The organism is Aquitalea denitrificans, from assembly GCF_009856625.1.
GTDB lineage: Bacteria > Pseudomonadota > Gammaproteobacteria > Burkholderiales > Chromobacteriaceae > Aquitalea > Aquitalea denitrificans.
On sequence record NZ_CP047241.1, the window covers coordinates 4,254,707 to 4,278,355 of the forward strand.

The following is a 23,649-nucleotide window of genomic DNA, read 5'->3' on the forward strand; positions in this document are numbered from 1 at the left end:
CGTCATGCCGGTGAAGCCGGCACTGGTCAGGGCAACAACACATAGCTCTTGCGCACGGTTTCCGCCACTTCCCATACCCCGCTGCTATTGGCGGGAAAATACAAGGCATCGCCCGCAGCAATGTCGATGGCCGCGCCGGTATCCGGAATGAAACGGCAGCGCCCCTGGATGAAATGGCAAAACTCGGCCTGCATGATCTGGCGTCGCCAGCGGCCAGGGCTGCACTCCCACACCCCGGCCTCCACCCCGTCCGGGCGCTCCACGGCATGTACACGGGTGGCGGCAACCGGCTCACCCAGCGGTACCGCTACCGGCACGGCTGCGGACAATGGGGTACTACCGCTGTGCGGCAGATGGGTAATCGTCATGGTGCTCTCCTGTCTGATATCGGGATAAACCGGCTGGCTTACTGCATCAGCCCTTCCATGAAACCGGCCACGCCCTGGGCCAGCCGGCGCTTCCACACCGGGCTGTCCGCTTGCTTCAGCGTGCGGTCCTCCCAGACAAAGCTCTTGATGATGGCGTTGTAGCCCAGCCAGCGCAGCGGCTCCGGCTCCCAGTTGCTGAGGCTGCCGGGCCGGCGTACCCAGGGTTGGCGGGTGAGCAGGGTGTCGCGGCCCAGAATCATGTCGGCCAGGGTACGGCCACCCAGATTGCTGGCCCCCACCCCTTCGCCGCCATAACCTCCAGCCCAGGCCACGCCCTGGGCTGCATCACACACCATATGCGGTTGAAAGCGCCGTGCCACGCCCAGATTGCCACCCCAGCCGTGGCTGATACGGGCCTGCGCCAGCATGGGAAACAGTTCCAGCATCAACTGACGGCGCAGGGTGATTTCATCTGGCGTCAGGGTGAAGTCCTGGCGCAGTTTGCCGCCAAAGCGATAGCCGCCACGGGCACCAAACACCAGCCGGTTGTCGCGGGTACGCTGGCCATAACTGACCTGACGGCTGTTTTCGCTGAAGGCTTCGCCGTGGCGCAGGCCAATTTCTTCCCACAAGGCATCGGACAGCGGCTCGGTGGCAATGATCAGGCTTTGCACCGGCAGCTGGTATTGTCCATAGGGTGGCAGGGTGGTGGCATAGCCTTCCACCGCCGGCACCAGCCAGCGCGCCCTGACGCTACCGTGTGCGGTGCTCAGTTGCCCCGGCTGCAGTGCGGTGACGCGGCTGTGCTCGTACAGCTTTACCCCCATGCGCTCCACGCACTCGGCCAGACCACGCACCAGCCGCGCCGGCTGGATGGTGGCCACATGCGGCGAGTACACCGCACCATACGGCGTGGCCAGCCGCAGTTGCTGGTTCAGCGCGGCCACCTCCAGCCAGCGGTAATCCTCCTCGCCATGGCCATGTGTCCGCCAGTCAGCCAGTTGCTGACGCAGGCGGACTTCCTGCTCGGGATAGCGGGCGGCGCAATACAGCACTCCGCCCTTGCGGTAATGGCAATCGATAGCTTCGCGGGTGATGACGCGGCCTACTTCATCGGGAATGTCGTGTAACAGGGCACGGCTTTGCACCCGTGCCGCCGGGTCCAGCGTGGCCAGCAGACGGTCCTCGCCCAGCACTTCGCCAATCAGCCAGCCGCCATTGCGGCCAGAGGCACCAAAACCGGCAATCTCGGCTTCCAGCACCACGATATTCAGGTCCGGGGCCTGCTGCTTCAGGTAGTAGGCAGTCCACAGCCCGGTAAAACCGGCACCGATAATGGCCACATCGGCCTCGATATCACCCTGTAGCGCCGCACGGGGCGTCAGGCTGTCGCCCAGTTGTTCCATCCACAGGCTGATGTGTTGTGTTGCGGCCATCTGTTGTCCTCCCGACATGATGGTGCGCAGCTTAGTCTGGCCGGACAGCCTCTGTCGTCGCAGCGGACCCGCGCGGAGAACGGCGCAGCCAGGCCGCGGGCGACTGCCCGGTATGCTGGCGGAAACAGCGGTAGAACACCGACAGCGAATTGAAACCGGCGGCAAAGGCCAGTTCCTCCATGCGCGCCGTACTGTCGGCAGCGGCCAGCTGACCCAGCAGATACTGCAGGCGGGCCTGGTTGACGTAGCGGTAGAAACTGAGTCCCAGCACCTGATTCAGCAGATAGGACAGCTGGTTGCGGCTGTAGCCGGTCGCTGTCGCCACGGCGGCCAGGGTGCAGTCGGCCTGCAGATAGGGCTGCCGGCGGTGGAAGTAACTGTGCAGGTCTTCCGCCATGCGCCCCAGCTGCCGCGCCGACAGACCCAGTTTTTGCAGCGGGCTGGCGGCGCTGGCGCTGCGATCGCCCTGCGTGCCGGCATGCTGCAAGGTAGCGTACTCGCGCACCTGCCAGATCAGCCCGTCACGCACGGTAATGGCCTCGCTGCTCTGGAAAGACGCCAGCCCGCCACGCAGCACCAACTGGTACTGGATAAAGGCGGTATCGCCATCCACGCGGATGCGGTCTACATGCTCCAGCCGTTCAGCCTCGCCCTGCGGCAGCGAGGACAGCACATAGTCATGCAGCTCGGCCAGCCGAAACACCCGGTTCTGCAGAAAGTCGTGATAGCTCACCTCCGGATGGTAGAGCGTCAGGATGTCTTCCAGCCGGCGTTGTTTCCATGCCAGATGATAGCGCTCCACCACCGCACGGGTATGCGCTGCCACCGCCTGTTCTGCCCGCAGGCTCATGGCTGCAAGGCCCCCGCTTCCGGGCCAAACTGCAGGGCCGCCAGCCGCGCATACAAGGGCGAGCTGTGCAGCAGTTCCTCGTGCCGCCCCTGCGCCACGATGCGCCCGCCTTCCAGCACCACGATGCGGTCGGCTTCCTTCACCGTGGCCAGGCGGTGGGCAATCACCAGCGTGGTGCGATTGGCTGCGGCACGCTCCAGCGCCTGCTGTACCAGTTGTTCGGATTCGGCATCCAGCGCGCTGGTGGCTTCGTCCAGCAGCAGGATGGGCGGGTTTTTCAGGATGGCGCGGGCAATGGCGATGCGCTGGCGCTGGCCGCCGGACAAGCGCACGCCGCGCTCGCCAAGGTAAGTGGCATAGCCTTGCGGCAAGGCCAGAATAAAGTCATGCGCCGCCGCAGCACGGGCGGCGGCGAATACTTCTTCGTCGCTGGCATCTGGCCGGCCATAGCGGATGTTTTCCAGCGCGCTGCTGCCAAAAATCACCGAATCCTGCAGCACCACACCAATATGCTGGCGCAAATCGGCCAGCGCCAACTGGCGAATGTCCACCCCGCCCAGGCTGATTGCCCCCTGTTGCGGGTCGTAAAAGCGCAGTAACAGCTGGAACAGCGTGGACTTGCCCGCACCGGACGGCCCCACCAGCGCCACGTGCTCGCCGGGGGCCAGCTCCAGGTCAATGTGGCTGAGCGAGGGCTGCTCCGGGCGCGAAGGGTAAGCAAAGCCCACCTGCTGCAAGCGCAGCCGCCCTGCCGTCGGCAAGGCATGCGGGTGCTGTGGCTCGGTTACTGGCGAGGCCAGTTGCAGCAGCTCCATCAGCCGTTCGGTGGCCCCGGCGGCGCGTTGCACCTCACCCCACACCTCGGCCACCGCGCCAATCGCCCCGGCGGTCACCACCGCGTACAGGATGAACTGCGCCAGCAGGCCGCCGCTCATCTGCCCGGCCAGCACTTGCTGCGCACCCAGCCACAATACGAACACGATGGCACCGAAAATCAGCATGATCACCGCCACCGTCAGCAGCGAACGGGCGCGGATGCGCGCCAGCGCAGTGCCAAAGCTCAATTCCACCGAGCCGACAAAGCGGCTGGCTTCCGCCGCCTGCTGGTTGAAGGCCTGCACGGTGGGAATGGCGTTGAGCACTTCACCGGCCATGGCGCTGGAATCGGCAATGCGGTCCTGACTGGATTTGGACAGCGCCCGCACGCGGCGGCCAAACAGCACGATGGGCAGCACCACCAGCAACAGCGTCACCAGAATGTAGCCGGTGAGGCTGGGGCTGGTCATGGCCAGCATCACCAGCCCGCCCAGCATCAGCAATACATTGCGCAGGCCCATGGACAGACTGGTGCCGATTACCGTCTGCACCAGCGTGGTATCGGTGGTGAGGCGCGACAGCACTTCACCGGTCTGGGTGGTTTCGAAATACTGCGGACTCATGCTGATGACGTGGCGATACACGGCGCTACGCACGTCCGCCGTCACCCGCTCGCCCAGCCAGGACACCAGATAAAAGCGCCCGGCTGTGGCCAGCGCCAGCACCACGGCCACGCCAAACAGCATGAGGAAGTACTGGTTGATGTGACCGGCATTGCGGCTGGAAAAACCCTGGTCGATCAGCACGCGGAAGGCCATGGGCAACACCAGCGTGGAAACGGCGGCCACGGTGAGCGCCAGCAGGGCCAGCCAGGCACGACGGCGATAAGGGCGCATGAAGGGCAGCAGCCCCAGCAAGGGGCTGATGCGTTGCAACAAGGGGCGGGCAGGCGTAGCAGAGGACATGAACAGACCGGTAGGAAAGCAAGGCTGTCAGGCTACACCATGCCACCGGCTACGGCCATTCGGGCAGGTCTGCACCTGCTACTGACAATGGCGCAGCGTCCCTGAGGCAGGGAGGCACAACGCAGCAACAGGGTTTTGCACACATACCCAAGGGCGGCTGACAAAATAGCACAGCGCCCCGGGGGCAAGGCGCGCCGACGCAGACAGTACACCGCGTACGGCAAGGAGGCGCAACGCAGCAGCAGGGATTTTGCCAGCCGCGTTTATTTCAGCTTGCAGGTCTTGATGCCAAACGGCAGATACGCCGGACACCAGCCAATCAGCCCGGTAGCCAGCGGCACCACGCCAATCCAGCCCCACACCGGCAGCAGACCGGCCACGGTGGCAATGATCAGGGCAACACCAATGACAATGCGCAGGATGCGGTCGATTCCGCCTACATTCGGGGACATATTATTCTCCTCAGTCAGGGGCCATGCTGGATGGCGATGAGGAGATGCTAGGCCTTGTCACCGCACACTTCAGTGACTAGATCACACAGCGGGGCAAACTGGCCGCAAAAACCACAGTCGGCACTTACTTGGCAGCCAGTTGCTGCAGAGCGGTGGCATGCAGCACCTGCAACTGGCCACGACCCAGCCGTATCCAGCCGCGGCGCTCGAATTCCTTGAGCTGACGGCTGATGACCTCGCGTGCGCTGCCCAGCTCTGCCGCCAGTTCCTGATGCGTGATGCTCAGAACAGTCTGGCCGCGAGCGCGTTGCAATAGGCAGGCGGCCAGTCGCTGGTCGATGCGACCAAAACTTACCTCTTCAATCAACAACAGCAGGTCGGCAATACGGCTGCCATAGGCGCGGAACACAAAGTCGCGGAAAGCCGCCGAGTCGGCCAATAACTGGCGGAAGGCCGGAATCGGCAGCGCCTGGGCGCAGATGGCGGTTTCGGCCACACCTTCGGCATCGTAATCGGTACCGCTCATCAGGCAGGCGGTAGTGACAATGCAGGTCTGGCCGTTTTCCACCCGGTACAGCGTGATTTCGCGGCCGTTTTCGCCCACTTTCTGTACCCGGATCTGCCCCTCCTGCAAAAACAGATAGGCCTGACAGGGGCTGCCTTCGCGGAACAGCACCGTCCCGGCCGGGGCCTGCATGGCCTGGCTGTGCGCCAGTAGTTGGGCACGGCTGGCGTCGTCCAGTGCGTCCAGAATGGCAAAGTCGCGCGTCCAGTCGCTCATGCGGTCGTTTCCTGTAACAGGCCACGCGCTTGCAGTTCCTGATACACCCGTAGTGCCACCCAGGCGTCGTTGCCGGCATAAGCCTGCTGCGCCGGGCTGAGCGGCAGGCGCGACCAGTTGGTGGTGGACAGTTTTTTCGATTTGCGGAAGTACTGGCCGAACAAGCGGGCTACTGCCTGTACGGCACCCACGGTGATGCGGGCATCGTCCGAGGGCAGCAGATTGCCCAGGTCGATCAGCCCGCCACACTCCACCCCCAGCCGGCTTTTCAGCAAGGCCCGGTCGGATACCAGGTCAAACCCCACCAACGGCCGCTGCGGGTCGGCCAGCAGGGTCTTGATTTCTTGCGGCAACACGCCCTTCACCACCGGCACCAACCAGGCGCACTGGCTGTCTGCCAACTGGATCAGATGCGGGCCGTCCGATTCCTCGCCCTTGCGAAAAGTCGGTTTCGATTCGGTATCAAAGCCCAGCAAGGGCGCAGCCAGCAAATCCGGCAGGGCGGCGGCCAGTGCCTCCGGGCTGTCCAGCATGCATACCTGCTCCGGGGTCAGCGCCGGAAACAGCGGCATGGTCTTGATTTCTTCGCGGGGGATTTGCCGGGTAAGGGACATGGATGACCTTGCATGCAGAGTGCCGCCCGGCAACAGGCCGGCGGCAAAGCTGCATGATACGGAATCCCCGGCGCTATTTCATCCTGCATGCCCGGTGGATGGTGGCTTGCCGTAGTCACTAGTCATGACCGGCACGATGGCAAACCCTGCTCCTGCGCTTGCCAGACTACGAAACTTCTTAACAAAGGAATGGAATGGACAGATCAAGCCTGGCGGCCATTGAGGCGGGCTTTTGCAGCATGGTAGCGTCGACACTCGTTGCGCCCTGCACGCAGACCGCGCCACGACACTGGCACCGATACCGGCGACGCCGATCGGCTGAATCCACCCAGCACATGATGCTGCCAAACGGACCTCTCCCAGCCATGATCAGCCTGTTTGATGACTTCAATATCGTACTGCACGCCGCTTTTGTCGGTTTCATCACCTTGTTTCCGGTGGTGGACCCGATTGGCACCGCCTTCATCGTCAACCCCTATTTCCGCCATCTGCCGCTGAAAGAACGCAAGCTGGCCATTCGCAAGATTGCCTGGTACGCCATGCTGACGGTGATTGCCGCCTTGTTCATGGGGCGCTGGATCCTGATGCTGTTCGGCCTGTCGATTCCGGTGGTGAAACTGGCCGGCGGCATCATGATTTGCAAGATGGGCTGGACATCGCTCAGCAGCACGGCAAGTAACCAGGACAAGTCGGCCAATAGCGCGGAATCGGCAGCGGTGGATGCCGGACAACCCAGCAGTGTGGAGAATGATCTGTTCTACCCGCTGTCCTTTCCCCTCACCGTGGGGCCGGGCACCATCTCGGTGGTGCTCACCCTCAGCGCCCACAGTTACAACGAAAGCTATGTCCGCTCGGCGCTGAGCACCAGCGGGTTGATCATCGGCATGGCCGCCATGAGCGTGCTGATTTACCTGTGCTATCTGAATGCCGGGCAGCTGGTGGCGCGGCTGGGCGCGGCATCGGAAAACATGATCAATCGCTTCATGGCCTTCCTGATTTTTGCCGTCGGTCTGCAAATTGCCTGGGGCGGGCTGCATACGCTGATCGGGCCTGCAACTTGAAGCATACCGACAGGGTAAACCTGGCAACCCCGCTATCCGTCAATACACCACGCAGCTCACCTTGATCTCCCCGACCGGTTACCATGCGGCAGCAAACACGATGACCGGCTCTTCATCTGTCCTGTAACTTACGGAGGCCCCTACCATGTGCACCACCTTCATGCTGACTGACCAGCACGGCAAGGCTTATCAGGGACGTACACTTGAATTCGGTCAGGAACTGGATTTCGTCCTGTCCTACTACCCACGTGGCACACCCTTCAACGGCCAGGTTCCGCCGGGCTTTGCCGCGACGCACTATGTGGCAAGGCATGCGTTTCTCTCCATTGATCTGCGCCTGAGCGCAGAGCGCCTGCCAGCGGTTGCCGGCATCAACGACGCCGGCCTGAGCGTGAACATGAACATGTTTGGTGAAACCGCGCTGCCCAGCCCGCAACAGGAGGACAGCAGGACGCTGATTGCCGTGTCGGAAGTGGGCAGCTGGCTGCTGGCAAACTGTGCCAATTGCGAGGAAGTGCGCCAGGCCGTCAGCCAAACCCAATTCTGGGTCGATCGCTTGCCGATCCTGGAGAACATACCGGCTCCCTTCCACTACGCCGTTTTCGACGAGCAGGCGCGCGGCCTGGTGATCGAGTTCGACCGCGGACAGGCACTGGTCCATGACAATCCGGTCGGCGTGATGACCAATGGCCCCGCGTTTGATTGGCATCTGACCAATCTGGACAACTACGCTCATGTTTCCAACCTGGGCAAACGCGAGCAACGCTTTGGCCACCATCTGGCGCGCACCGAAGACGTGGGCAATGCGCTGGCAGGCTTGCCGGCAGACGATACCTCTACCGGGCGTTTTGTGCGGGCCGCTTATTATGTGCAATTCTGCCGCACGCCACAGTCAGCGGACGAGGCCATCGCCATGGTGGCCAAAATTGCCAACAAGTTCGACCGGCCTCGCGGTGCCAGCAATCTGGTGGATGCCAGCAGCGGCAAGATAGAAGAGGAATGGACGACCTTTACCACACTGACCGACCTGAGCCGTCGCAGATTGCTGATCCGTCCGGACGATGCCGTCAACTACCTGCAACTGGCGCTGGATGACTTCAGGGACACCCATGAAGTCCGGCGGCACGATTTTGGCCCCTTCCTGCGCCAGCACATCCGCCTGAGCCAGCCACGGCTGTAAGCAAGCCTGCCCATATAGTCGACTGCGGGATAGCCCATCGCCAGCCCCGTCGGCAAACCAACCAGCGCTAAGCTTGTGGCGGCTTGAAACCGGGCAAGCGTTCAGCCAGATGGTCCACCAGCATGCGCACCTTGGGCGAAAGCTGGCGCTTGTGCGGATACAGCGCCCAGATGCCTTCGTCCGGCTCCTGATAGGCGGTCAGCAGCTCCACCAGCGCGCCGCTGTGCAGATGACTGGCCACGTAGTAATCCGGCAGTTGGACGATGCCCACCCCTTGCAGCGCGGCATGGGTCAGCGCGTGGCCGCTATTGCAGCGCAGGCTGCCCTTCACCCGCAGCAGGCGGCGCTTGCCGCCTTCCTGCAAATGCCAGAAGTCGTTGCTGCCCAGCAGGCAGTTGTGCTGCTCCAGCTCGGACAGACTGTTGGGCAGGCCGTGGCGCTGCAAATAGGCCGGTGCGGCGCACACATGCTGACGGCGGCTGGCCAGGCGGCGTGCCACCAGGCTGGATTCGGCCAGATGGCCCAGGCGGATGGCCAGGTCATAGCCTTCGGCCACCAGGTCCAGCACCTGATTGCTGAGGTTGAGCTGAATCTCCAGCGCCGGGTATTGCTGCAGAAAGTCGGTAATCAGCGGAGCGATATGGCTTTCGCCATAGGCCACCGGCGCGGTGAGCTTGAGCCTGCCTTGCGGTATGGCCTGATGCAAGGACAAGGCCCGTTCCGCCTCGTCCAGCCCGTCCAGCAACTGGCGGCAATGCTGCAGATACAACTGGCCGCTTTCGGTCAGCGTCAGCTGGCGGGTGGTGCGGTACAGCAGTTGCACATGCAGGCGCTGTTCCAGCCGGGTGATTTCGCGGCTGACCTGCGCGACTGACAAGTCCAGCGCCCGTGCGGCACGGGTAAAGCTGCCCAGTTCGGCCACGCTGACGAATTCGCTTACCCCTTGCCATGCCGCCATTATTACTCCTGAGAAAAAATCATTTACCGATTAGGCAGATTATCTGCAAAAACAGTCGCAATACAATGACGTTTTACTGCTGCCTGCCAGCAGCCCTACTCAGCCGCCCCGCACACCGCCGCATGCATGCCGTGGCGTGGCGTGGGCGGATTACCCCGTCAGGAGATCGCCATGAGTCAAGACATCATCAAGTGCAAGGCCGCCGTTGCCTGGGCTGCCGGTCAACCGTTGTCCATCGAGGAAGTGGAAGTCGCCCCGCCCAAGGCGGGTGAAGTACGGGTGAAACTGGTGGCCACCGGGGTGTGCCATACCGATGCCTACACCCTGTCCGGCGCCGACCCGGAAGGCATCTTCCCCTGCATTCTGGGCCATGAAGGCGGCGGCATTGTGGAGTCGGTGGGCGAAGGCGTCACCAGCGTGGCGGTGGGCGACCATGTGATTCCGCTGTACACGCCGGAATGTGGCGAGTGCAAGTTCTGCAAGTCCGGCAAGACCAATCTGTGCCAGAAAATCCGCGCTACCCAGGGCAAGGGCCTAATGCCGGACGGCACCACCCGTTTCTCCAAGGACGGCCAGCCCATCTACCACTACATGGGCACCTCCACCTTTGCCGAATACACCGTGCTGCCGGAAATCTCGCTGGCCAAGGTGAACAAGGCTGCACCGCTGGAAGAAGTGTGCCTGCTGGGCTGTGGCGTCACCACCGGCATGGGTGCGGTGGTGAACACCGCCAAGGTGAAGGCGGGCGATACCGTGGCCATCTTCGGCCTGGGTGGCATCGGCCTGTCGGCCATCATCGGTGCGCGCATGGCCGGAGCCAGCCGCATCATCGGCATCGACATCAACGAGAGCAAGTTCGAACTGGCGAAAAAACTGGGTGCCACCGACTGCATCAATCCCACGCTGTTCGACAAGCCGATTCAGGACGTGATTGTGGAAATGACCGACGGCGGCGTGGACTTCTCCTTTGAGTGCATCGGCAACGTCAATGTGATGCGCTCGGCGCTGGAATGCTGCCACAAGGGCTGGGGCGAATCGGTGATCATCGGCGTGGCCGGTGCCGGCCAGGAAATCTCCACCCGTCCCTTCCAACTGGTGACTGGCCGGGTATGGCGCGGCTCGGCCTTTGGCGGCGTGCGTGGCCGTTCCGAGCTGCCTACCTATGTGGAACGCTATCTGAAGGGTGAATTCCGCCTGGACGACTTCATCACCCACACCATGCCGCTGGAAGAAGTGAATACCGCCTTCGAGCTGATGCATGAGGGCAAGAGCATTCGTTCCGTCATTCATTACGGCAAGAACTAAGCGCTGTGCTGCCGGGCCGCAACTGTTGCTGGCCCGGCGTGTTCCCGGGAGACGGAAATGAATCTGGAAAACATCAGCAGCACCATGTGCTTTGGCGGCTGGCACAAGCAATACCTGCACGATTCGGCGGTACTGGGCTGCCGCATGCGCTTTGCCATCTACCTGCCGCCACAGGCAGCCCGTGGCGATAAGGTACCGGTGCTGTACTGGCTGTCCGGCCTGACCTGCAGCGATGAAAATTTCATGCAGAAAGCTGGCGCGCAGCGTATTGCCGCCGAGTTGGGTATCGCCATCGTGGCCCCGGACACCAGCCCGCGCGGCGAGGGCGTGGCGGACGATGCGGCCTACGATCTGGGCCAGGGGGCGGGCTTTTACCTCAATGCCACCCAGGCACCGTGGAACCGCCATTACCGGATGTACGACTATGTCAGCTGCGAACTGCCGGCGCTGATTGAAGCGCATTTCCCGGTCAGTCAACGCCGTGCCATTGCCGGCCATTCCATGGGAGGCCACGGTGCGCTGATCTGCGCGCTCAAGCGGCCGCAGGATTATGTATCGGTATCGGCCTTCAGCCCGATTGCCAACCCGGTGAATGTACCGTGGGGGCAAAAAGCCTTTGCCGCCTATCTGGGTGAAGACCGTCAGCAATGGCTGCAGTGGGATGCCTGCCACTTACTGGGTCAGGTACAACAGATCCCGCCACTGCGGGTGGATATCGGTCTGGCCGATGGTTTTCTGGCAGAACAGCTCAAGCCGGAGGCGCTGGAACAGGCCGCCCGTGCCGGCGGCCATGCGCTGCAGTTGTTCCGCCACCCCGGTTATGACCACAGCTATTACTTCATTGCCAGCTTTATCGAGGAACAGCTGCGCTTTCATGCCGGGCATCTGGCCGGCTAAATCTGCTGGAGATGCAAAAACAGCCGGGATACCCGGCTGTTTTGCTTGCTGCCATCACTCGGTCAGATACCAGCGGCCTGCCGCTGTTCCTTGCGGGTAACCAGGCTGACCAGCACAAAGCTGAGCACGCTCACGGCCAGGCTCAGATAGATGGGCACGTTGGAATCCAGCCCATAGCTGATCATGGCCATGATGGCGGTGCCACAGCCCAGCACCATGCTGCTGATGGCCCCCGGTGTAGTGGCTCGCGGCCAGAAAATCGCCCCGAGCAAAGGCACCAGCATACCAGCCACCAGCAGGTTGTAAGCCAGGGTCAGTGCGGTAATAACATCACTCACCAGCATGGCCAGTGCCAACACCAGGACACCAACCAGCAGGGTGACAATGCGGTTGGTCCACAGGCTGCAACCATCACGACCACTGAGGTCTTCGGTCAGCGTGGTAGACGCCGCCAGCAAGGCCGCACTGGCCGTGGACATCATCGCCGCCAGCGCGGCAGCAATCACCAGTCCGCGCACCCCGTCCGGCAAGCCTTCTTTCACCATGGAGGCAAAGGCATTGCCCGGCACCGCCAGGTCCGGCAGCAATACCTTGGTGGCCATGCCGATGGCTGCGCAAATCAGGCCGTACACGATGCAGTAAATCCCGGCGATACTGCCGGCATAGCGCGCCACGCCCTCACTGCGCGCAGTGAATACACGCTGCCAGATGTCCTGGCCGATCAGGATGCCAAAGAAGTAGATGACAAAGTAGGTGATGATGGTTTCACCGCCGATGGCAGTAAAGCTGAAGTAGGACGCCGGCAGCTTGGCCGCCAGTTGCTCCCAGCCGCCCACCCGGTATAGGCAGATAGGCAGCAGGATGAACATCAGGCCGATGGTCTTGATCAGGAACTGCACGATGTCAGTCAGCGTCAGCGACCACATGCCGCCCACGGCGGAGTACACCACCACCACGCCGCCGCCAATCAGTACCGCCAGCCAGAACGGCAGGGTAAACAGCACCTGCATCACGGAGGCAATGGCCAGCACCGAGGTTACGCTGAGCATCACCGCATACATCAGCATGACCAGTGCACTGGTGCGGCGTGCCACGGTGTTGTAGCGGCGCTCCAGCACCTGGGTAACGGTAAACACTTTCAGCCTGAGCAGGGGTTTGGCCAGAAACAGGTTCAATACCAGGATGCCGCACCCCAGCGCCGCACACAGCCAGAAACCGGAAATACCGTACAGGTAGCCCAGTTTGACCGTACCGACGGTGGAGGCACCGCCCAGCACGGTAGCGGCCATGGTGGCCATGTAAAAGCCCGGTCCCAGGTTACGGCCTGCCACCAGAAATTCCTCCCGGCTGGTGGCGCGGCGCATGCCCAGCCAGCCCAGCAATAACATGCCGCCGATGTAAACGAACACGACGAAGATATCGAGTCCCATATTTGTCTCCTGCAGTCTGACTATGAGCAATCAACGGGTTGATTGTCTGCAATGAATGCTGCGCAGCACGCAGCCTGGTGATGGTCTAGCGCCGGAAAGTGACACCGGGCAGTACGCACAGCATCTCGAACAGCAGATTGGCTGCCAGCAAGGCGGTATTGCCGGTAGTGTCGTAGGGTGGGGAAACCTCGACCAGATCACAGCCCACCAGGTTCAGGCCATGGCAGCCACGCACGATTTCCAGCGCCTGCACCGAAGTCAGGCCGGCAATCTCCGGCGTACCGGTTCCCGGTGCAAAGGCCGGGTCAATACCGTCGATATCAAAACTCAGGTAGACCGGCCCACCGCCCAACTGCTGACGCACCTCCTGCATCAGGCCTTCCAGCGAACGGTTCCAACAGGCTTCAGCCGGTACTACGCGGAAACCCTGACGCCGTGCCCAGTCAAAATCCTCAGCGGCGTAACCGCTGCCGCGCAGGCCGATCTGCACCACACGGCCCTGTGCCAGCAAGCCTTCTTCCTGCGCACGGCGGAAAGTGGTGCCGTGGGCAATCTTTTCACCGAACATTTCATCGTTGATGTCGGCATGGGCATCGACATGAATCAGCCCTACCGGGCCATGCTTTGCCGCGATGGCGCGCAGGATGGGCAGGGTGACGGTGTGGTCACCGCCCAGACCCAGCGGGATCACGTCGTACTGCAGCAGGTCGCGGTAGCCCGCCTCGATGCGCGCCACACTGTCCAGCAAGTTGTAAGGGTTGGTGGCGATATCGCCGATGTCGGCCACTTGCAGGGTGTCGAAGGGAGCGGCTCCCGTGCCCATGTTGTAAGGGCGCAGCAGCACCGATTCATTGCGGATTTCGCGCGGACCAAAACGGGTGCCACTACGGTTGGAGGTACCAATGTCCAGCGGCAGGCCGACAAATACGGCATCCAGACCGGCTGCGGTTTCTACCTTGGGTAGACGCATCATGGTGGCGATGCCGCCAAAACGCGGCATGGCATTGCCGCCCAGCGGCTGATTGCGTTCAGCGATTGACATGCAGACTCCTGAAACTGAGGTTGAACGAGGGCTCAGTCTATTCAGGTGGCAACTTGGGAAAAATCACCGTATTCCACTGTTTACATTGATAAATCTGAATGTGTGTAATGACCGGACTGACTCACCGCCTCCACCGGGGAAAAACCATGCTCAATACCCTGTCCAGCCTTGATTTACGCCTTATCAGGGTTTTTCGTGCCGTTGTCGATGCCGGCGGCATTTCGGCCGCCCAATCCACTTTGAACGTCAGCCAGTCCACCATCAGCAATCAGTTGGCCGCGCTGGAAACCAGGCTGGGCTACCGCCTGTGCGAGCGTGGCCGCGCCGGTTTTGCCCTCACCGCCAAGGGCAGCCAGCTGCTCAATGCCAGCCGCCAGTTGCTGGATGCAGCCGAGGCCTTCTGCGTGGAGGCACGGCAACTGGAACGCAAGCTGGTGGGGCAATTAAGAATTGGTGTGGTGGGGCATACCACCATGCGGGCGCATGCGCGGCTGTCGGAAACCATCCGGCGCTTTCGCCAGCGCGAAGAGGCGGTGGAACTGGTGCTGTCCATGCTGGCACCCGGCACCCTGGAAGAAACGCTGATCAACGGCGAAATCCATATGGGCATCGGCTATTTCTGGCACCGCGCCCCCAGCCTGCAATACCTGCCGCTGTTCACCGAACACCAGCTGGCCTATTGCAGCCAGGAACACCCGTTATTCCAGCAGGCCGGCAATATGCCGGTGGAAGAAGCCGCCCGGCATGACTGGGCCTGGCGCAGCTACCCGCTGCCGGACATCCCGCTGCCAGTGGAAAACTGGCGCATCACCGCCCGAGCCGACAATATGGAAGCCATGGCCGTGCTGATTCTGTCCGGCCACCATCTGGGCTTTTTGCCCGAGCACTTCGCCCGCCCCATGGTGGAGCAGGGCCTGCTGCGCGCGCTCAATCCGACGCTGCTGTGTTACCACCCCACCTTTCACATGGTGACGCGGCAGAACTCTCGGCAAAGCGAGGTGATCCGCGCCTTCATGCAGGATTTGCTGGCGGCACACCAGTTACCTGCCAGCTAAACACTTTGGCCCGACTACTGGCTGTGTCAGGGTGCCAGTCGCACCCGTTGCCAACTGGCATCGGCCTGCAACAGATATACCACCCGGTCGTGCAGGCGGCTGGGCCGGCCCTGCCAGAACTCGACGCGATCAGGAATCACGGCGTAACCACCCCAATGCGGCGGACGCGGCACACTGAGCGGGTGCTTGACGCCAAACATGGCGGCACGGCTGACCAGCACGCTCTTGGAGCTGATTTCCGTGCTCTGTTCGCTGGCCCAGGCCCCCAGCCGGCTGGTATAGGGGCGGCTGGCAAAGTAGGCGTCGGACACGTCCGGGGCCACCTGCTGCACCCGGCCTTCAATGCGCACCTGACGTTCCAGCTCCGGCCAGAAAAAGGTAATCGACACAAAGGGATTGGCCGCCAGCTGCCTGCCCTTGCGGCTGAGGTAGTTGCTGTAGAACACCAGCTGGCCGTTTTCCACGCCCTTGAGCAGCACGATGCGCGCCGTCGGCCGGCCATCCTCCCCCACCGTGGCCACATTCATCGCGGTGGGTTCGTGCACCTGTGCGGTCATGGCTTCATTCAGCCACAGCTCGAACTGCGCCACGGCATCGGGCAGGCAGTCTTCCGGCGATAATTCCTTTTTCGAATAATCCTGGCGGATATCGGCAAGATTCAGCGACATGCGGCTCTCCTGGTTCGGTATGCCGCCATGGTAAGGCAGAAGCTGGCGCCAGCGGTAGCCGGATACCCACAGCGACAAGCCGCAGGCGGCGGCGGAAAAACCCCAGAGTTAGGGACGTTGGCTGTAACTTAGGCTAGAATACGGCATTTCCCCTGCAGCCCTTTTCCGCTCATGCATCTGGTTGCCTTTGGCCTGAATCACCATACCGCCCCGCTGTCGGTCCGCGAGAAGCTTGCCTTCCCGGCCGAGGTGTTGCCCAACGCACTGGAGAGCCTGGTGGGTTCGCAGGCGGCGCGTGAAGCAGCCATCGTCTCCACCTGCAACCGTACGGAAATCTACTGTAACAGTAACGACCCAGAGCAAGCCTTGCGCTGGCTGTCGCAATACCACGGCCTGCCGGTGGAAGAGCTGCGCCCCTATCTGTACCAGCTGGATGCCAGCAGCGCCGCCCGCCATGCCTTCCGCGTGGCCTCCGGGCTGGATTCCATGGTGCTGGGTGAAACGCAGATTCTGGGCCAGCTGAAGGATGCAGTCCGGGCGGCGGAAAATGTCGGCACCCTGGGTTCGCTGCTTAACGGCCTGTTCCAGCGCACCTTTGCCGTGGCCAAGGAAGTGCGCAGCAGCACCGCCGTCGGCTCCAGCTCGGTGTCGATGTCCGCCGCCGCAGTGAAGCTGGCCGAGCAGATCTTCCCCACCATTGGCGAGCTGAACATCCTGTTCATCGGCGCCGGGGAAATGATCGAACTGGTGGCCACCCACTTTGCCGCCCGCGAGCCCTCCTGTATCACCATTGCCAACCGCACGCTGGAGCGGGGGCAGAAGCTGGCGGAACAGTTTGGCGGCAATGCCATCACCCTGTCCGAGCTGCCCGATGTGCTGCACCGCTACGATGTGGTGGTCACCTCTACCGCCAGCCAGTTGCCCATCGTCGGCAAGGGCTTGGTCGAGCGCGCCATCAAGGCGCGTCGTCATCGTCCCATCTTCATGCTGGATCTGGCCGTGCCGCGCGATATCGAAATCGAGGTTGGCAAGCTGGACGATGTCTACCTGTATACGGTGGACGATATCGCCAGCATCGTGGAAGTAGGCAAGGAAGCGCGCCAGAGCGCAGCCGAAGAAGCCGAATCCATCATCCAGGCCCGCGTGGCCGAATTCAACGACTGGCTGAAAAAGCGCGAAACCGTGCCGCTGATCCGCGCCCTGCGCGACGAGGCCGAGCGTACCCGCCGCCATGCACTGGAAGCCGCGCTCAAGCAACTGGCCAAGGGCACGGAGCCGGAAAAAGTGCTGGAAAGCCTGTCGCAGCAACTCACCAACAAACTGATGCACCCGCCCACCCAGGCCCTGTCCTCGGGCAGTGGCGCGGAGCATGCGGCCGTGGTGGACACCATCGCCCGCCTGTACCGCTTACACCCGGAGTCGTAATGAAACCGTCGATTGCGACAAAGCTGTCGCAGTTGGCCGATCGTCTGGAAGAAGTGACCCATCTTCTGGCCAGCGAGTCGGCAACTGCCGATATGGATCAGTTCCGCAAACTGACCCGCGAACATGCCGAGCTGACCCCGGTCGTGGAAACCTTCCAGCAATACCAGCAGTGCGAAACCGATCTCGCCACCGCCGGCGAGATGCTGTCCGACCCGGACATGAAGGAATTCGCCCAGCTGGAAATCGATGAAGGCCGCGAGAAAATGGCCGCGCTGGAGGTGGAGCTGCAAAAGCTGCTGCTGCCCAAAGACCCCAACGACGAAAAGAACATCTTCCTGGAAATCCGCGCCGGCACCGGCGGCGACGAGGCGGCCTTGTTTGCCGCCGACCTGCTGCGCATGTACACCCGCTTTGCCGAACGCAACCGCTGGCAGGTGGAAATCGTCTCCGCCAGCGAATCGGACCTGGGCGGCTACAAGGAAGCCATCGTCCGCATCATCGGTTTCGGTGCCTACTCCAAGCTGAAGTTTGAATCCGGCGGCCACCGCGTGCAGCGCGTTCCCGCCACCGAAACCCAGGGCCGCATCCACACTTCGGCCTGCACCGTGGCGGTGATGGCCGAAGCGGATGAATTGGTGGACGTGGTACTGAACCCGGCCGATCTGCGCATCGACACCTTCCGTGCCAGCGGCGCGGGCGGCCAGCACATCAACAAGACCGATTCCGCCGTGCGCATTACCCACCTGCCCACCGGCATTGTGGCGGAATGCCAGGATGGCCGTTCGCAGCATGCCAACAAGGCCAGCGCGATGCAGGTGCTGGCGGCGCGCATCAATGACATCCAGCGTCGCGAGCAGCAGCAAAAAGAGGCAGCTGAACGCAAGAGCCTGATCGGCTCCGGTGACCGCTCCGAGCGCATCCGCACCTACAACTACCCGCAGGGCCGCATTACCGACCACCGCATCAATCTGACGCTGTACAAGCTGGATTACGTAATGGATGGGGACCTGGTCGAGCTGACCGATGCCCTGATCACCGAGCAGCAAGCAGAACTGCTGGCTGCGCTGGGCGACTGACCCAACTGCAATCGGTTTGCTCCGCTGCACGCATCGTTGTACACTCGGACCCGGAAAAGCAGCCCTTGCCTGCAAGGAGCCCGGATCAAACGGTCCCGCCGCTTTTTCTCCGAATCTTCAGGCCACGCAAGTGGCCTTTTTTCTTGCCTGCACACCAGGCTGGGAGAACGCGGGAAATAAAAAATCGGCCAGGTCACAGAGGCAGGACCCGGCCGTTCCCAACGTGGAGATGGGTGGAAAACCATGATGTGGCGGTCGCTACGACCCACCACGCAAGACTGTATCGGTGCCGGGATACCTCACCGGCAGATAAGCCATGCAAGCAAGACATTGCTTGCACAATAAAGCGGGTAAGGGCTGCTTTGCGAAACAAAATGCTTCATCTGGAGACAGCCGTGCTTTGCATTGAATTATCAAGGCAATAGCCGCAAGGATAACCAGCCCCTGCCCGACTGGCAAAGCAGTTATAATCATGCCAGCCATGAATAAACAGCATGAATCCGATGAAACTACCTCCACTGAATGCGCTGCGTGTATTTGTTGCCGCGGCTGAACACCTGTCCTTCACCCGTGCAGCGGCCGCCCTGCACCTGACTCAGGGCGCAGTAAGCCGCCATGTGCAGACGCTGGAAGAGTTTTACGGCACCAGCCTGTTCATCCGCCAGGCACGCGGCCTGGCACTGACTGCCGAGGGCGAGGCGCTGGTCAAACCGGCGCGCGATGCCTTCCAGCTGCTGCATGAGGCCAGCGAAATGCTGCGCCTGCGCCAGAGCGGGCTGCGAGTGCGCATACCGCCAACCCCGGCCATGCGCTGGGTGCTGCCCAATCTGCCGGATTTCCAGACCCGCTATCCGGAATACACCCTGCACCTGATTACCCAGCTGATTCACGACAAGCCGTTCAACCGGGCCGAATACGACCTGGCCATCATCGGCATGCCGCGCCCGGAGGTGTATACCGACATGCGCATCGAATGCATCTGTCGGGAAAAACTGGTGCCGGTATGTTCACCAGCCCTGCTGGAAGGAGCGCATCCATTGCGCACGCCGGAGGATCTGCAATACCACACCCTGCTGCACCCGTGGCGGGATCAGGATGTATGGGATCGCTGGCTGAAACTGGCCGGGGTAAGCAACATCAATCCGGAAAGCGGCGTCACCTTTGACGCACTGGAGTACGCACTGCATGCAGCAGCAGCCGGCATGGGCGTGACACTGGCACAGGTTTCCATGGTGAATGACGATATCCAGCGCGGACGGCTGGTGATTCCATTCGACACCGTGCTGGAGACGGAGTGGGCGTATTACCTGATGTACTCGCACGAAATGGCGCAACAGCCGAAAATCCGTGCCTTCCGCGACTGGCTGATTGCCACGCTGGAGCGTAGCGAGGCCATCAGCCGGACCATGTAGCCTATCGGGCTACACGCAATATCACACGCTGGCGGTGTCCTGTTGCTGCAACCAGAGTTCGAATGCAGACAGCGCAGCTTCCAGCTCGGCCAGCAGGGCTTGCGCCTGCGCCACCTCGCCGGCCTTGGCAGCCTTTTCCACCGCCTCGGCCGCATTGCCCATCTCATTGGCACCCACCATGCGGCTGGCTCCCTTGATACGGTGAGCAGCCCAGGCCAGTTGCTCGGCACTGGCATCGCTGGCCGCCTGGCGCAAGGCCTCCATGTCTTCCTGGTTGGCTTGTGCGAAGTCGTGCAGGATTTCCAGCTCCACCGCCAGCTCGCCATCGCTGTAGACCTCCAGCACGGAGCGGTCTACCGGACACGGCGTGGCGGGCATAGGGGTATCGGGGACAGGCTGCATGGCATTCTCCGGCAATTTGCTCAGCCACTTTTCCAGCATGGCAGATAGGATATTGATGGCCAGCGGCTTGGTCAGGAAATCATCCATGCCTGCAGCGCTGGTCTTGTTCAGTTCTTCCTGCCCGGCATTGGCCGTGCAGGCGATGATGGGCAGGTGCCCGCGATCCGGATGCTCGGCTTCATAGGCCCGGATCAACCGTGCCAGCTCGTAGCCGTCAGTCACCGGCATGTGGCAATCGGTCAGCAGCAGGCTGTAGTGACCAGCCTGCCACATGGCGTAGGCCTGGGCACCATCTTCGGCACACTCGGCGGTATAGCCCAGTTTTTCCAGCTGCCGCAAGGTAAGCTTGCGATTGGTAGGATTATCCTCGGCAAACAGGATGGGCTGCAGCACGTCATGCTGTCCACTGCCAACCACGAGGGCAGGTATCTCGCCCTCGGTCTCACCCGCCGGCAGTTCTGTAATGTCCACGATATTGGCCACCAGCAGTAGGGACGCGCGCGTACCCTGTCCCGGCTGGCTTTCCAGTTCCACATGCCCGCCCATCAGGCCTGCCAGGCGCCGGCAGATGGCCAGCCCCAGACCGGTGCCTCCAAAACGGCGGCTGGTATCGGACTCGGCCTGGGTAAACGGCTCGAACAGGCGGCTTAGATTGTCCTGTGAAATGCCGATACCACTATCGATGATGTCAAAGCGTAGTGTCTGGGCAGAAAACTCCTGCTCCAATACCTCGACTTGCAGGGTAATACCGCCGTTGGCGGTGAACTTGACGGCATTGCTGACAAAATTCTGCAGAATCTGGCGCAAACGCAAGGGGTCAAGCAGCAGGGCCGGGGCCAGCTTTTCGTCAATATCCAGCTTCAGCTGCAAACCCTTGGCGGCGGCTGTTTCGGCATACAGGGTGCGCACCTGTTCCAACAATGGCTTGACTGCCGTGGGTGTCAGTACGACTTCCAGCTTGTCCGCTTCGATCTTGGAGAAATCCAGGATGTCGTCAATCAGTCGCAACAAGGTACGGGCTGACTCCTGGATGGTGTCCACGCTGTCTTTTTGCTCCGCATTCAGCGGGGTCATGGCCAGCAGTTCCAACATGCCCAGCACCCCGTTCATCGGAGTACGGATTTCGTGGCTCATGGTGGCCAGAAAAGAGCTCTTGGCCCGGTTGGCTGCATTGGCCTGATCCCGCGCCATGCGCAGTTCAAACTCCGCCAGCTTGCTCTCGGTAATATCCAGGCAGGCGAGGATGGTGCCTTCCCGTGGGCGGTCTGGGAATAGCAGCATGCCTTCAAACAACACCCAGATGGGGCGGCCATCGGCATTGATGCATTCCAGCTCACAGCGCAGCTTGCTTTGGTACTGCACCATATTGTTAAGCTGGCTGGTCAGGTCGAACCAGCTTTGATCCGAGGCCAGCAATTCCATCAGATGCATGCCTGGCAGGCTGGTTCCACCCTTGCCAAAAATGTCTTCGGCCATGCGATTGGCACGGACAATCTGCATCTGTTCATTCAGCCGCAGCAAGCCGACTGGCGAGGCCGAGTAAATGGCTTCTTCTTCCTGCAGTACCGAGCGCAGCTGGGATTCGGACAGCTTGCGCCGGTCTTCTTCATCGAAGAAACCAAGAATATTGGCATAGGCACCAACCAGTGGCTGTATGCCCTTGCCCAGCAGGGCCAGGTCTGGCTGTAACAGACAGATCAGCGCCGAAACATCGTCATCCATGGCCACCGGCAGGGTGATCCAGGGTGGCATCTCGGCCAGCCGCTGCAATAACCAAGTCAGGGGTTCGGCTTCGTGGGCCACCATCTCCAGCGACGGCAGGGTGGCAGGCCAGTTACCGGCCTGCAGGTGGATTTCAAAACGGTCGTCAGGGAATTCCGCCAGCACCAGCATGAAACCCTGCTCGGCACGGCTGAAGCGCATGAACTCATGCAGCAGTCGATCCAGCACCTCCTTGCGCGGCCACCGGCTGAGCATGAGGTTTTCCACGTGGGAGATGGCGGAGAGCATGCTCAGGTTATGCTCCAGCGAATGTTCGGCAATACGGCGCTGATGCTCGTCCCGCACAATCAACATGAATTCCTTGTCGGTATCGGTAGTGCGGAAAATGCTGACGGTAATGCCGGCGAAGAACAACTCGCCATCAAGCTTGATACCTTCCCCCTGCAAGGTCTGGCTGCCCTGTTCACTAACCATCAGCAAGGTATCTGCCAGCGCCTGCGGCAGCCGAAGCAGCTGGTTGATCTGCTGCCCTGCCAGCGCATCCCGCCCATTGCCGAACAAGCGTTGCGCACCGGCATTGGCTGACAATACCAGGCCTTGCTGGTCAATGGTCAGGATGGCATCACCCGCCGCGTCCAGCATGCGCTGCAGGCGGTTCAGCGGCTTGAGGACACGCTTGGTCATGCTGTACAGCAGTATCAATCCCAATCCCAGAATGGCAATGCCCAGCAAGCCATCATGGATCAGTTGCCGGCGGTAATCCTGCAACGCCTGTTCAATCTGTTCGGCACACAGCCGGTTGGTATGCTGGAACAGCGCCCAGCTTTCCTGCTGCACCTTGTCCACCTGCTGCTGCATGGCCGGCTGCATGCCGGCTAGCTGCTGGTGCGACTGCAACAAGGCCAGCTGCTGCTTGTTGAGCATGTGCAGCCGCAAAGCGGCATCCGATATCCGGCGCAGGCTGTCCAGCAGCTGGCGATCATCAATATGGGCGGCATCTGCACGCAGCTGCTGCAACATCAGATTGCTCAGATCCAGCCGCGACTGCAAATCCCCTTCCTCGGTTTCACTCAGCGGTGCATCCAGCTCGCTGCGCAACAGCTGCGCCGCTGCCGCTGAACGCAGGACATGACCGATGCTCCAGCTGTCCTGGGCAATATCCATCATGATGTACAGGCCGGGGGGGGCATTCCACTTCATCTGCCCGTTCATGCCGATCAGCACATCATTGATGGCATCCTGCAGGTGGCGCGAGGACAGCTCTTCGCCATAGCCCAGCGTTTCATCCGCCCCCCACGCCGGGCCGATCTGCATGTCGATCTCTGGCCGCAAGGAGCGGAAGCTTTCCAGCTGCAAGGTGACGTCTGCCATCTTGGCATGCTGGTCGCTGACAATATCTTGCTGTCCGGCCAGCATGGCCTGGCTCATCCAGTAATCAGCCTGCGAACGCAGCAAGGCCAGCTGGCTACGCTCTTTGGGATAGGGGGGGGTTTTGCGGTACAGCAGGTTGCGGCTAAGTATGGCTTCTCGGCGCAGCAGATCGGCGGCGGTGTAGAACTTGCTGCGGATCTGATGCACTTCGGACAAGGCCACAGCTTGCTGATAATGCTGCCACGATGCCGCCAGCAGCCGAGCAACCCAGCCAATCTGGAAGATCCCCAGCAATACCACTATGGCAATGACCGCACGGCCAATCGATAGGGTCTGGCTTGCCTTGTTGTTGGTGTTGGCCAT

Annotated in this window: 20 protein-coding genes; 8 read left to right on the forward strand and 12 right to left on the reverse strand. The window is 61.7% G+C overall.

The window, feature by feature from the left end:
* Nucleotides 1-26: 26 nt before the first annotated feature.
* The 7 genes from GSR16_RS19775 to GSR16_RS19805 form a co-directional block, all read right to left on the reverse strand.
* Complete coding sequence (locus GSR16_RS19775) at nucleotides 27-368, reverse strand: cupin domain-containing protein (RefSeq protein WP_159880408.1); 342 nt, start codon at nucleotides 366-368, stop codon at nucleotides 27-29.
* Between the two features lie 38 nt (nucleotides 369-406).
* A complete protein-coding gene (locus GSR16_RS19780) occupies nucleotides 407-1,804 on the reverse strand; it encodes an NAD(P)/FAD-dependent oxidoreductase (RefSeq protein ID WP_159880409.1) in 1,398 nt (465 codons plus the stop codon).
* A 31-nt stretch (nucleotides 1,805-1,835) separates the two neighbouring features.
* Nucleotides 1,836-2,654 carry an AraC family transcriptional regulator gene (locus GSR16_RS19785; RefSeq protein WP_159880410.1) on the reverse strand — a complete coding sequence of 273 codons (819 nt, stop codon included), beginning with the start codon at nucleotides 2,652-2,654 and terminating at the stop codon, nucleotides 1,836-1,838.
* Nucleotides 2,651-4,435 (reverse strand): ABC transporter transmembrane domain-containing protein, encoded by a 1,785-nt coding sequence (locus GSR16_RS19790; protein ID WP_159880411.1) that lies wholly within the window; start codon nucleotides 4,433-4,435, stop codon nucleotides 2,651-2,653. Before GSR16_RS19790 ends, GSR16_RS19785 begins: the two co-directional genes overlap by 4 nt.
* A 263-nt stretch (nucleotides 4,436-4,698) precedes the next feature.
* Complete coding sequence (locus tag GSR16_RS19795; protein ID WP_159880412.1) at nucleotides 4,699-4,887, reverse strand: YgaP family membrane protein; 189 nt, start codon at nucleotides 4,885-4,887, stop codon at nucleotides 4,699-4,701.
* 124 nt (nucleotides 4,888-5,011) lie between these two features.
* Nucleotides 5,012-5,668 (reverse strand): Crp/Fnr family transcriptional regulator, encoded by a 657-nt coding sequence (locus GSR16_RS19800; RefSeq protein WP_159880413.1) that lies wholly within the window; start codon nucleotides 5,666-5,668, stop codon nucleotides 5,012-5,014.
* Nucleotides 5,665-6,282, reverse strand: coding sequence for a 3'-5' exonuclease (locus GSR16_RS19805; protein ID WP_159880414.1), 618 nt, complete (start codon nucleotides 6,280-6,282; stop codon nucleotides 5,665-5,667). The genes GSR16_RS19800 and GSR16_RS19805 overlap by 4 nt, the downstream gene beginning before the upstream one ends.
* A 365-nt stretch (nucleotides 6,283-6,647) precedes the next feature.
* Here GSR16_RS19805 and GSR16_RS19810 point away from each other — a divergent pair, with 365 nt between their 5' ends.
* Together GSR16_RS19810 and GSR16_RS19815 are read left to right on the forward strand one after the other, a co-directional pair.
* Nucleotides 6,648-7,343, forward strand: coding sequence for a MarC family protein (locus GSR16_RS19810; protein ID WP_159880415.1), 696 nt, complete (start codon nucleotides 6,648-6,650; stop codon nucleotides 7,341-7,343).
* A gap of 145 nt (nucleotides 7,344-7,488) precedes the next feature.
* Nucleotides 7,489-8,523 carry a linear amide C-N hydrolase gene (locus tag GSR16_RS19815; protein WP_159880416.1) on the forward strand — a complete coding sequence of 345 codons (1,035 nt, stop codon included), beginning with the start codon at nucleotides 7,489-7,491 and terminating at the stop codon, nucleotides 8,521-8,523.
* A gap of 67 nt (nucleotides 8,524-8,590) precedes the next feature.
* On the opposite strand, the gene GSR16_RS19820 is transcribed toward GSR16_RS19815, so the two are convergent.
* Nucleotides 8,591-9,481, reverse strand: coding sequence for a LysR substrate-binding domain-containing protein (locus GSR16_RS19820; RefSeq protein ID WP_159880417.1), 891 nt, complete (start codon nucleotides 9,479-9,481; stop codon nucleotides 8,591-8,593).
* A 171-nt stretch (nucleotides 9,482-9,652) separates the two neighbouring features.
* Here GSR16_RS19820 and GSR16_RS19825 point away from each other — a divergent pair, with 171 nt between their 5' ends.
* Entirely contained in the window at nucleotides 9,653-10,786 is a 1,134-nt protein-coding gene (locus GSR16_RS19825; RefSeq protein ID WP_159880418.1) for an S-(hydroxymethyl)glutathione dehydrogenase/class III alcohol dehydrogenase, read from the forward strand.
* Nucleotides 10,787-10,849: 63 nt separating this feature from the next.
* Nucleotides 10,850-11,683, forward strand: a complete 834-nt coding sequence (fghA, locus tag GSR16_RS19830) for an S-formylglutathione hydrolase (protein WP_420837528.1) — start codon at nucleotides 10,850-10,852, stop codon at nucleotides 11,681-11,683.
* A 62-nt stretch (nucleotides 11,684-11,745) separates the two neighbouring features.
* On the opposite strand, the gene GSR16_RS19835 is transcribed toward fghA, so the two are convergent.
* Nucleotides 11,746-13,113, reverse strand: a complete 1,368-nt coding sequence (locus tag GSR16_RS19835) for a sodium:solute symporter family protein (RefSeq protein WP_159880420.1) — start codon at nucleotides 13,111-13,113, stop codon at nucleotides 11,746-11,748.
* Nucleotides 13,114-13,198: 85 nt separating this feature from the next.
* Nucleotides 13,199-14,155 (reverse strand): agmatinase, encoded by a 957-nt coding sequence (speB, locus tag GSR16_RS19840; RefSeq protein ID WP_159880421.1) that lies wholly within the window; start codon nucleotides 14,153-14,155, stop codon nucleotides 13,199-13,201.
* Nucleotides 14,156-14,301: 146 nt separating this feature from the next.
* On the opposite strand from speB, the gene GSR16_RS19845 reads away from it, so the two are divergent.
* Nucleotides 14,302-15,210, forward strand: a complete 909-nt coding sequence (locus tag GSR16_RS19845; protein ID WP_159880422.1) for a LysR family transcriptional regulator — start codon at nucleotides 14,302-14,304, stop codon at nucleotides 15,208-15,210.
* 26 nt (nucleotides 15,211-15,236) lie between these two features.
* Here GSR16_RS19845 and pdxH read toward each other — a convergent pair whose 3' ends face one another.
* A complete protein-coding gene (gene pdxH / locus GSR16_RS19850) occupies nucleotides 15,237-15,878 on the reverse strand; it encodes a pyridoxamine 5'-phosphate oxidase (RefSeq protein WP_159880423.1) in 642 nt (213 codons plus the stop codon).
* Nucleotides 15,879-16,049: 171 nt separating this feature from the next.
* Here pdxH and hemA point away from each other — a divergent pair, with 171 nt between their 5' ends.
* The 3 genes from hemA to gcvA all read left to right on the forward strand — a co-directional run bounded on the left by hemA (nucleotide 16,050) and on the right by gcvA (nucleotide 19,791).
* Nucleotides 16,050-17,303 (forward strand): glutamyl-tRNA reductase, encoded by a 1,254-nt coding sequence (gene hemA, locus GSR16_RS19855; protein WP_159880424.1) that lies wholly within the window; start codon nucleotides 16,050-16,052, stop codon nucleotides 17,301-17,303.
* Nucleotides 17,303-18,379 carry a peptide chain release factor 1 gene (prfA, locus tag GSR16_RS19860; protein ID WP_159880425.1) on the forward strand — a complete coding sequence of 359 codons (1,077 nt, stop codon included), beginning with the start codon at nucleotides 17,303-17,305 and terminating at the stop codon, nucleotides 18,377-18,379. Before hemA ends, prfA begins: the two co-directional genes overlap by 1 nt.
* Nucleotides 18,380-18,873: 494 nt before the next feature.
* Nucleotides 18,874-19,791 (forward strand): transcriptional regulator GcvA, encoded by a 918-nt coding sequence (gene gcvA, locus GSR16_RS19865; RefSeq protein WP_159880426.1) that lies wholly within the window; start codon nucleotides 18,874-18,876, stop codon nucleotides 19,789-19,791.
* Between the two features lie 21 nt (nucleotides 19,792-19,812).
* On the opposite strand, the gene GSR16_RS19870 is transcribed toward gcvA, so the two are convergent.
* Complete coding sequence (locus GSR16_RS19870; RefSeq protein ID WP_159880427.1) at nucleotides 19,813-23,649, reverse strand: ATP-binding protein; 3,837 nt, start codon at nucleotides 23,647-23,649, stop codon at nucleotides 19,813-19,815.

Coding starts and splice junctions, on each gene's coding strand:
- GSR16_RS19775 (WP_159880408.1), bottom strand. CDS start 368: ATGACGATTACCCATCTGCCGCACAGCGGTAGTACCCCATTGTCCGCA.
- GSR16_RS19780 (WP_159880409.1), bottom strand. CDS start 1,804: ATGGCCGCAACACAACACATCAGCCTGTGGATGGAACAACTGGGCGAC.
- GSR16_RS19785 (WP_159880410.1), bottom strand. CDS start 2,654: ATGAGCCTGCGGGCAGAACAGGCGGTGGCAGCGCATACCCGTGCGGTG.
- GSR16_RS19790 (WP_159880411.1), bottom strand. CDS start 4,435: ATGTCCTCTGCTACGCCTGCCCGCCCCTTGTTGCAACGCATCAGCCCC.
- GSR16_RS19795 (WP_159880412.1), bottom strand. CDS start 4,887: ATGTCCCCGAATGTAGGCGGAATCGACCGCATCCTGCGCATTGTCATT.
- GSR16_RS19800 (WP_159880413.1), bottom strand. CDS start 5,668: ATGAGCGACTGGACGCGCGACTTTGCCATTCTGGACGCACTGGACGAC.
- GSR16_RS19805 (WP_159880414.1), bottom strand. CDS start 6,282: ATGTCCCTTACCCGGCAAATCCCCCGCGAAGAAATCAAGACCATGCCG.
- GSR16_RS19810 (WP_159880415.1), top strand. CDS start 6,648: ATGATCAGCCTGTTTGATGACTTCAATATCGTACTGCACGCCGCTTTT.
- GSR16_RS19815 (WP_159880416.1), top strand. CDS start 7,489: ATGTGCACCACCTTCATGCTGACTGACCAGCACGGCAAGGCTTATCAG.
- GSR16_RS19820 (WP_159880417.1), bottom strand. CDS start 9,481: ATGGCGGCATGGCAAGGGGTAAGCGAATTCGTCAGCGTGGCCGAACTG.
- GSR16_RS19825 (WP_159880418.1), top strand. CDS start 9,653: ATGAGTCAAGACATCATCAAGTGCAAGGCCGCCGTTGCCTGGGCTGCC.
- GSR16_RS19835 (WP_159880420.1), bottom strand. CDS start 13,113: ATGGGACTCGATATCTTCGTCGTGTTCGTTTACATCGGCGGCATGTTA.
- speB (WP_159880421.1), bottom strand. CDS start 14,155: ATGTCAATCGCTGAACGCAATCAGCCGCTGGGCGGCAATGCCATGCCG.
- GSR16_RS19845 (WP_159880422.1), top strand. CDS start 14,302: ATGCTCAATACCCTGTCCAGCCTTGATTTACGCCTTATCAGGGTTTTT.
- pdxH (WP_159880423.1), bottom strand. CDS start 15,878: ATGTCGCTGAATCTTGCCGATATCCGCCAGGATTATTCGAAAAAGGAA.
- hemA (WP_159880424.1), top strand. CDS start 16,050: ATGCATCTGGTTGCCTTTGGCCTGAATCACCATACCGCCCCGCTGTCG.
- prfA (WP_159880425.1), top strand. CDS start 17,303: ATGAAACCGTCGATTGCGACAAAGCTGTCGCAGTTGGCCGATCGTCTG.
- gcvA (WP_159880426.1), top strand. CDS start 18,874: ATGAATCCGATGAAACTACCTCCACTGAATGCGCTGCGTGTATTTGTT.
- GSR16_RS19870 (WP_159880427.1), bottom strand. CDS start 23,649: ATGGCCAACACCAACAACAAGGCAAGCCAGACCCTATCGATTGGCCGT.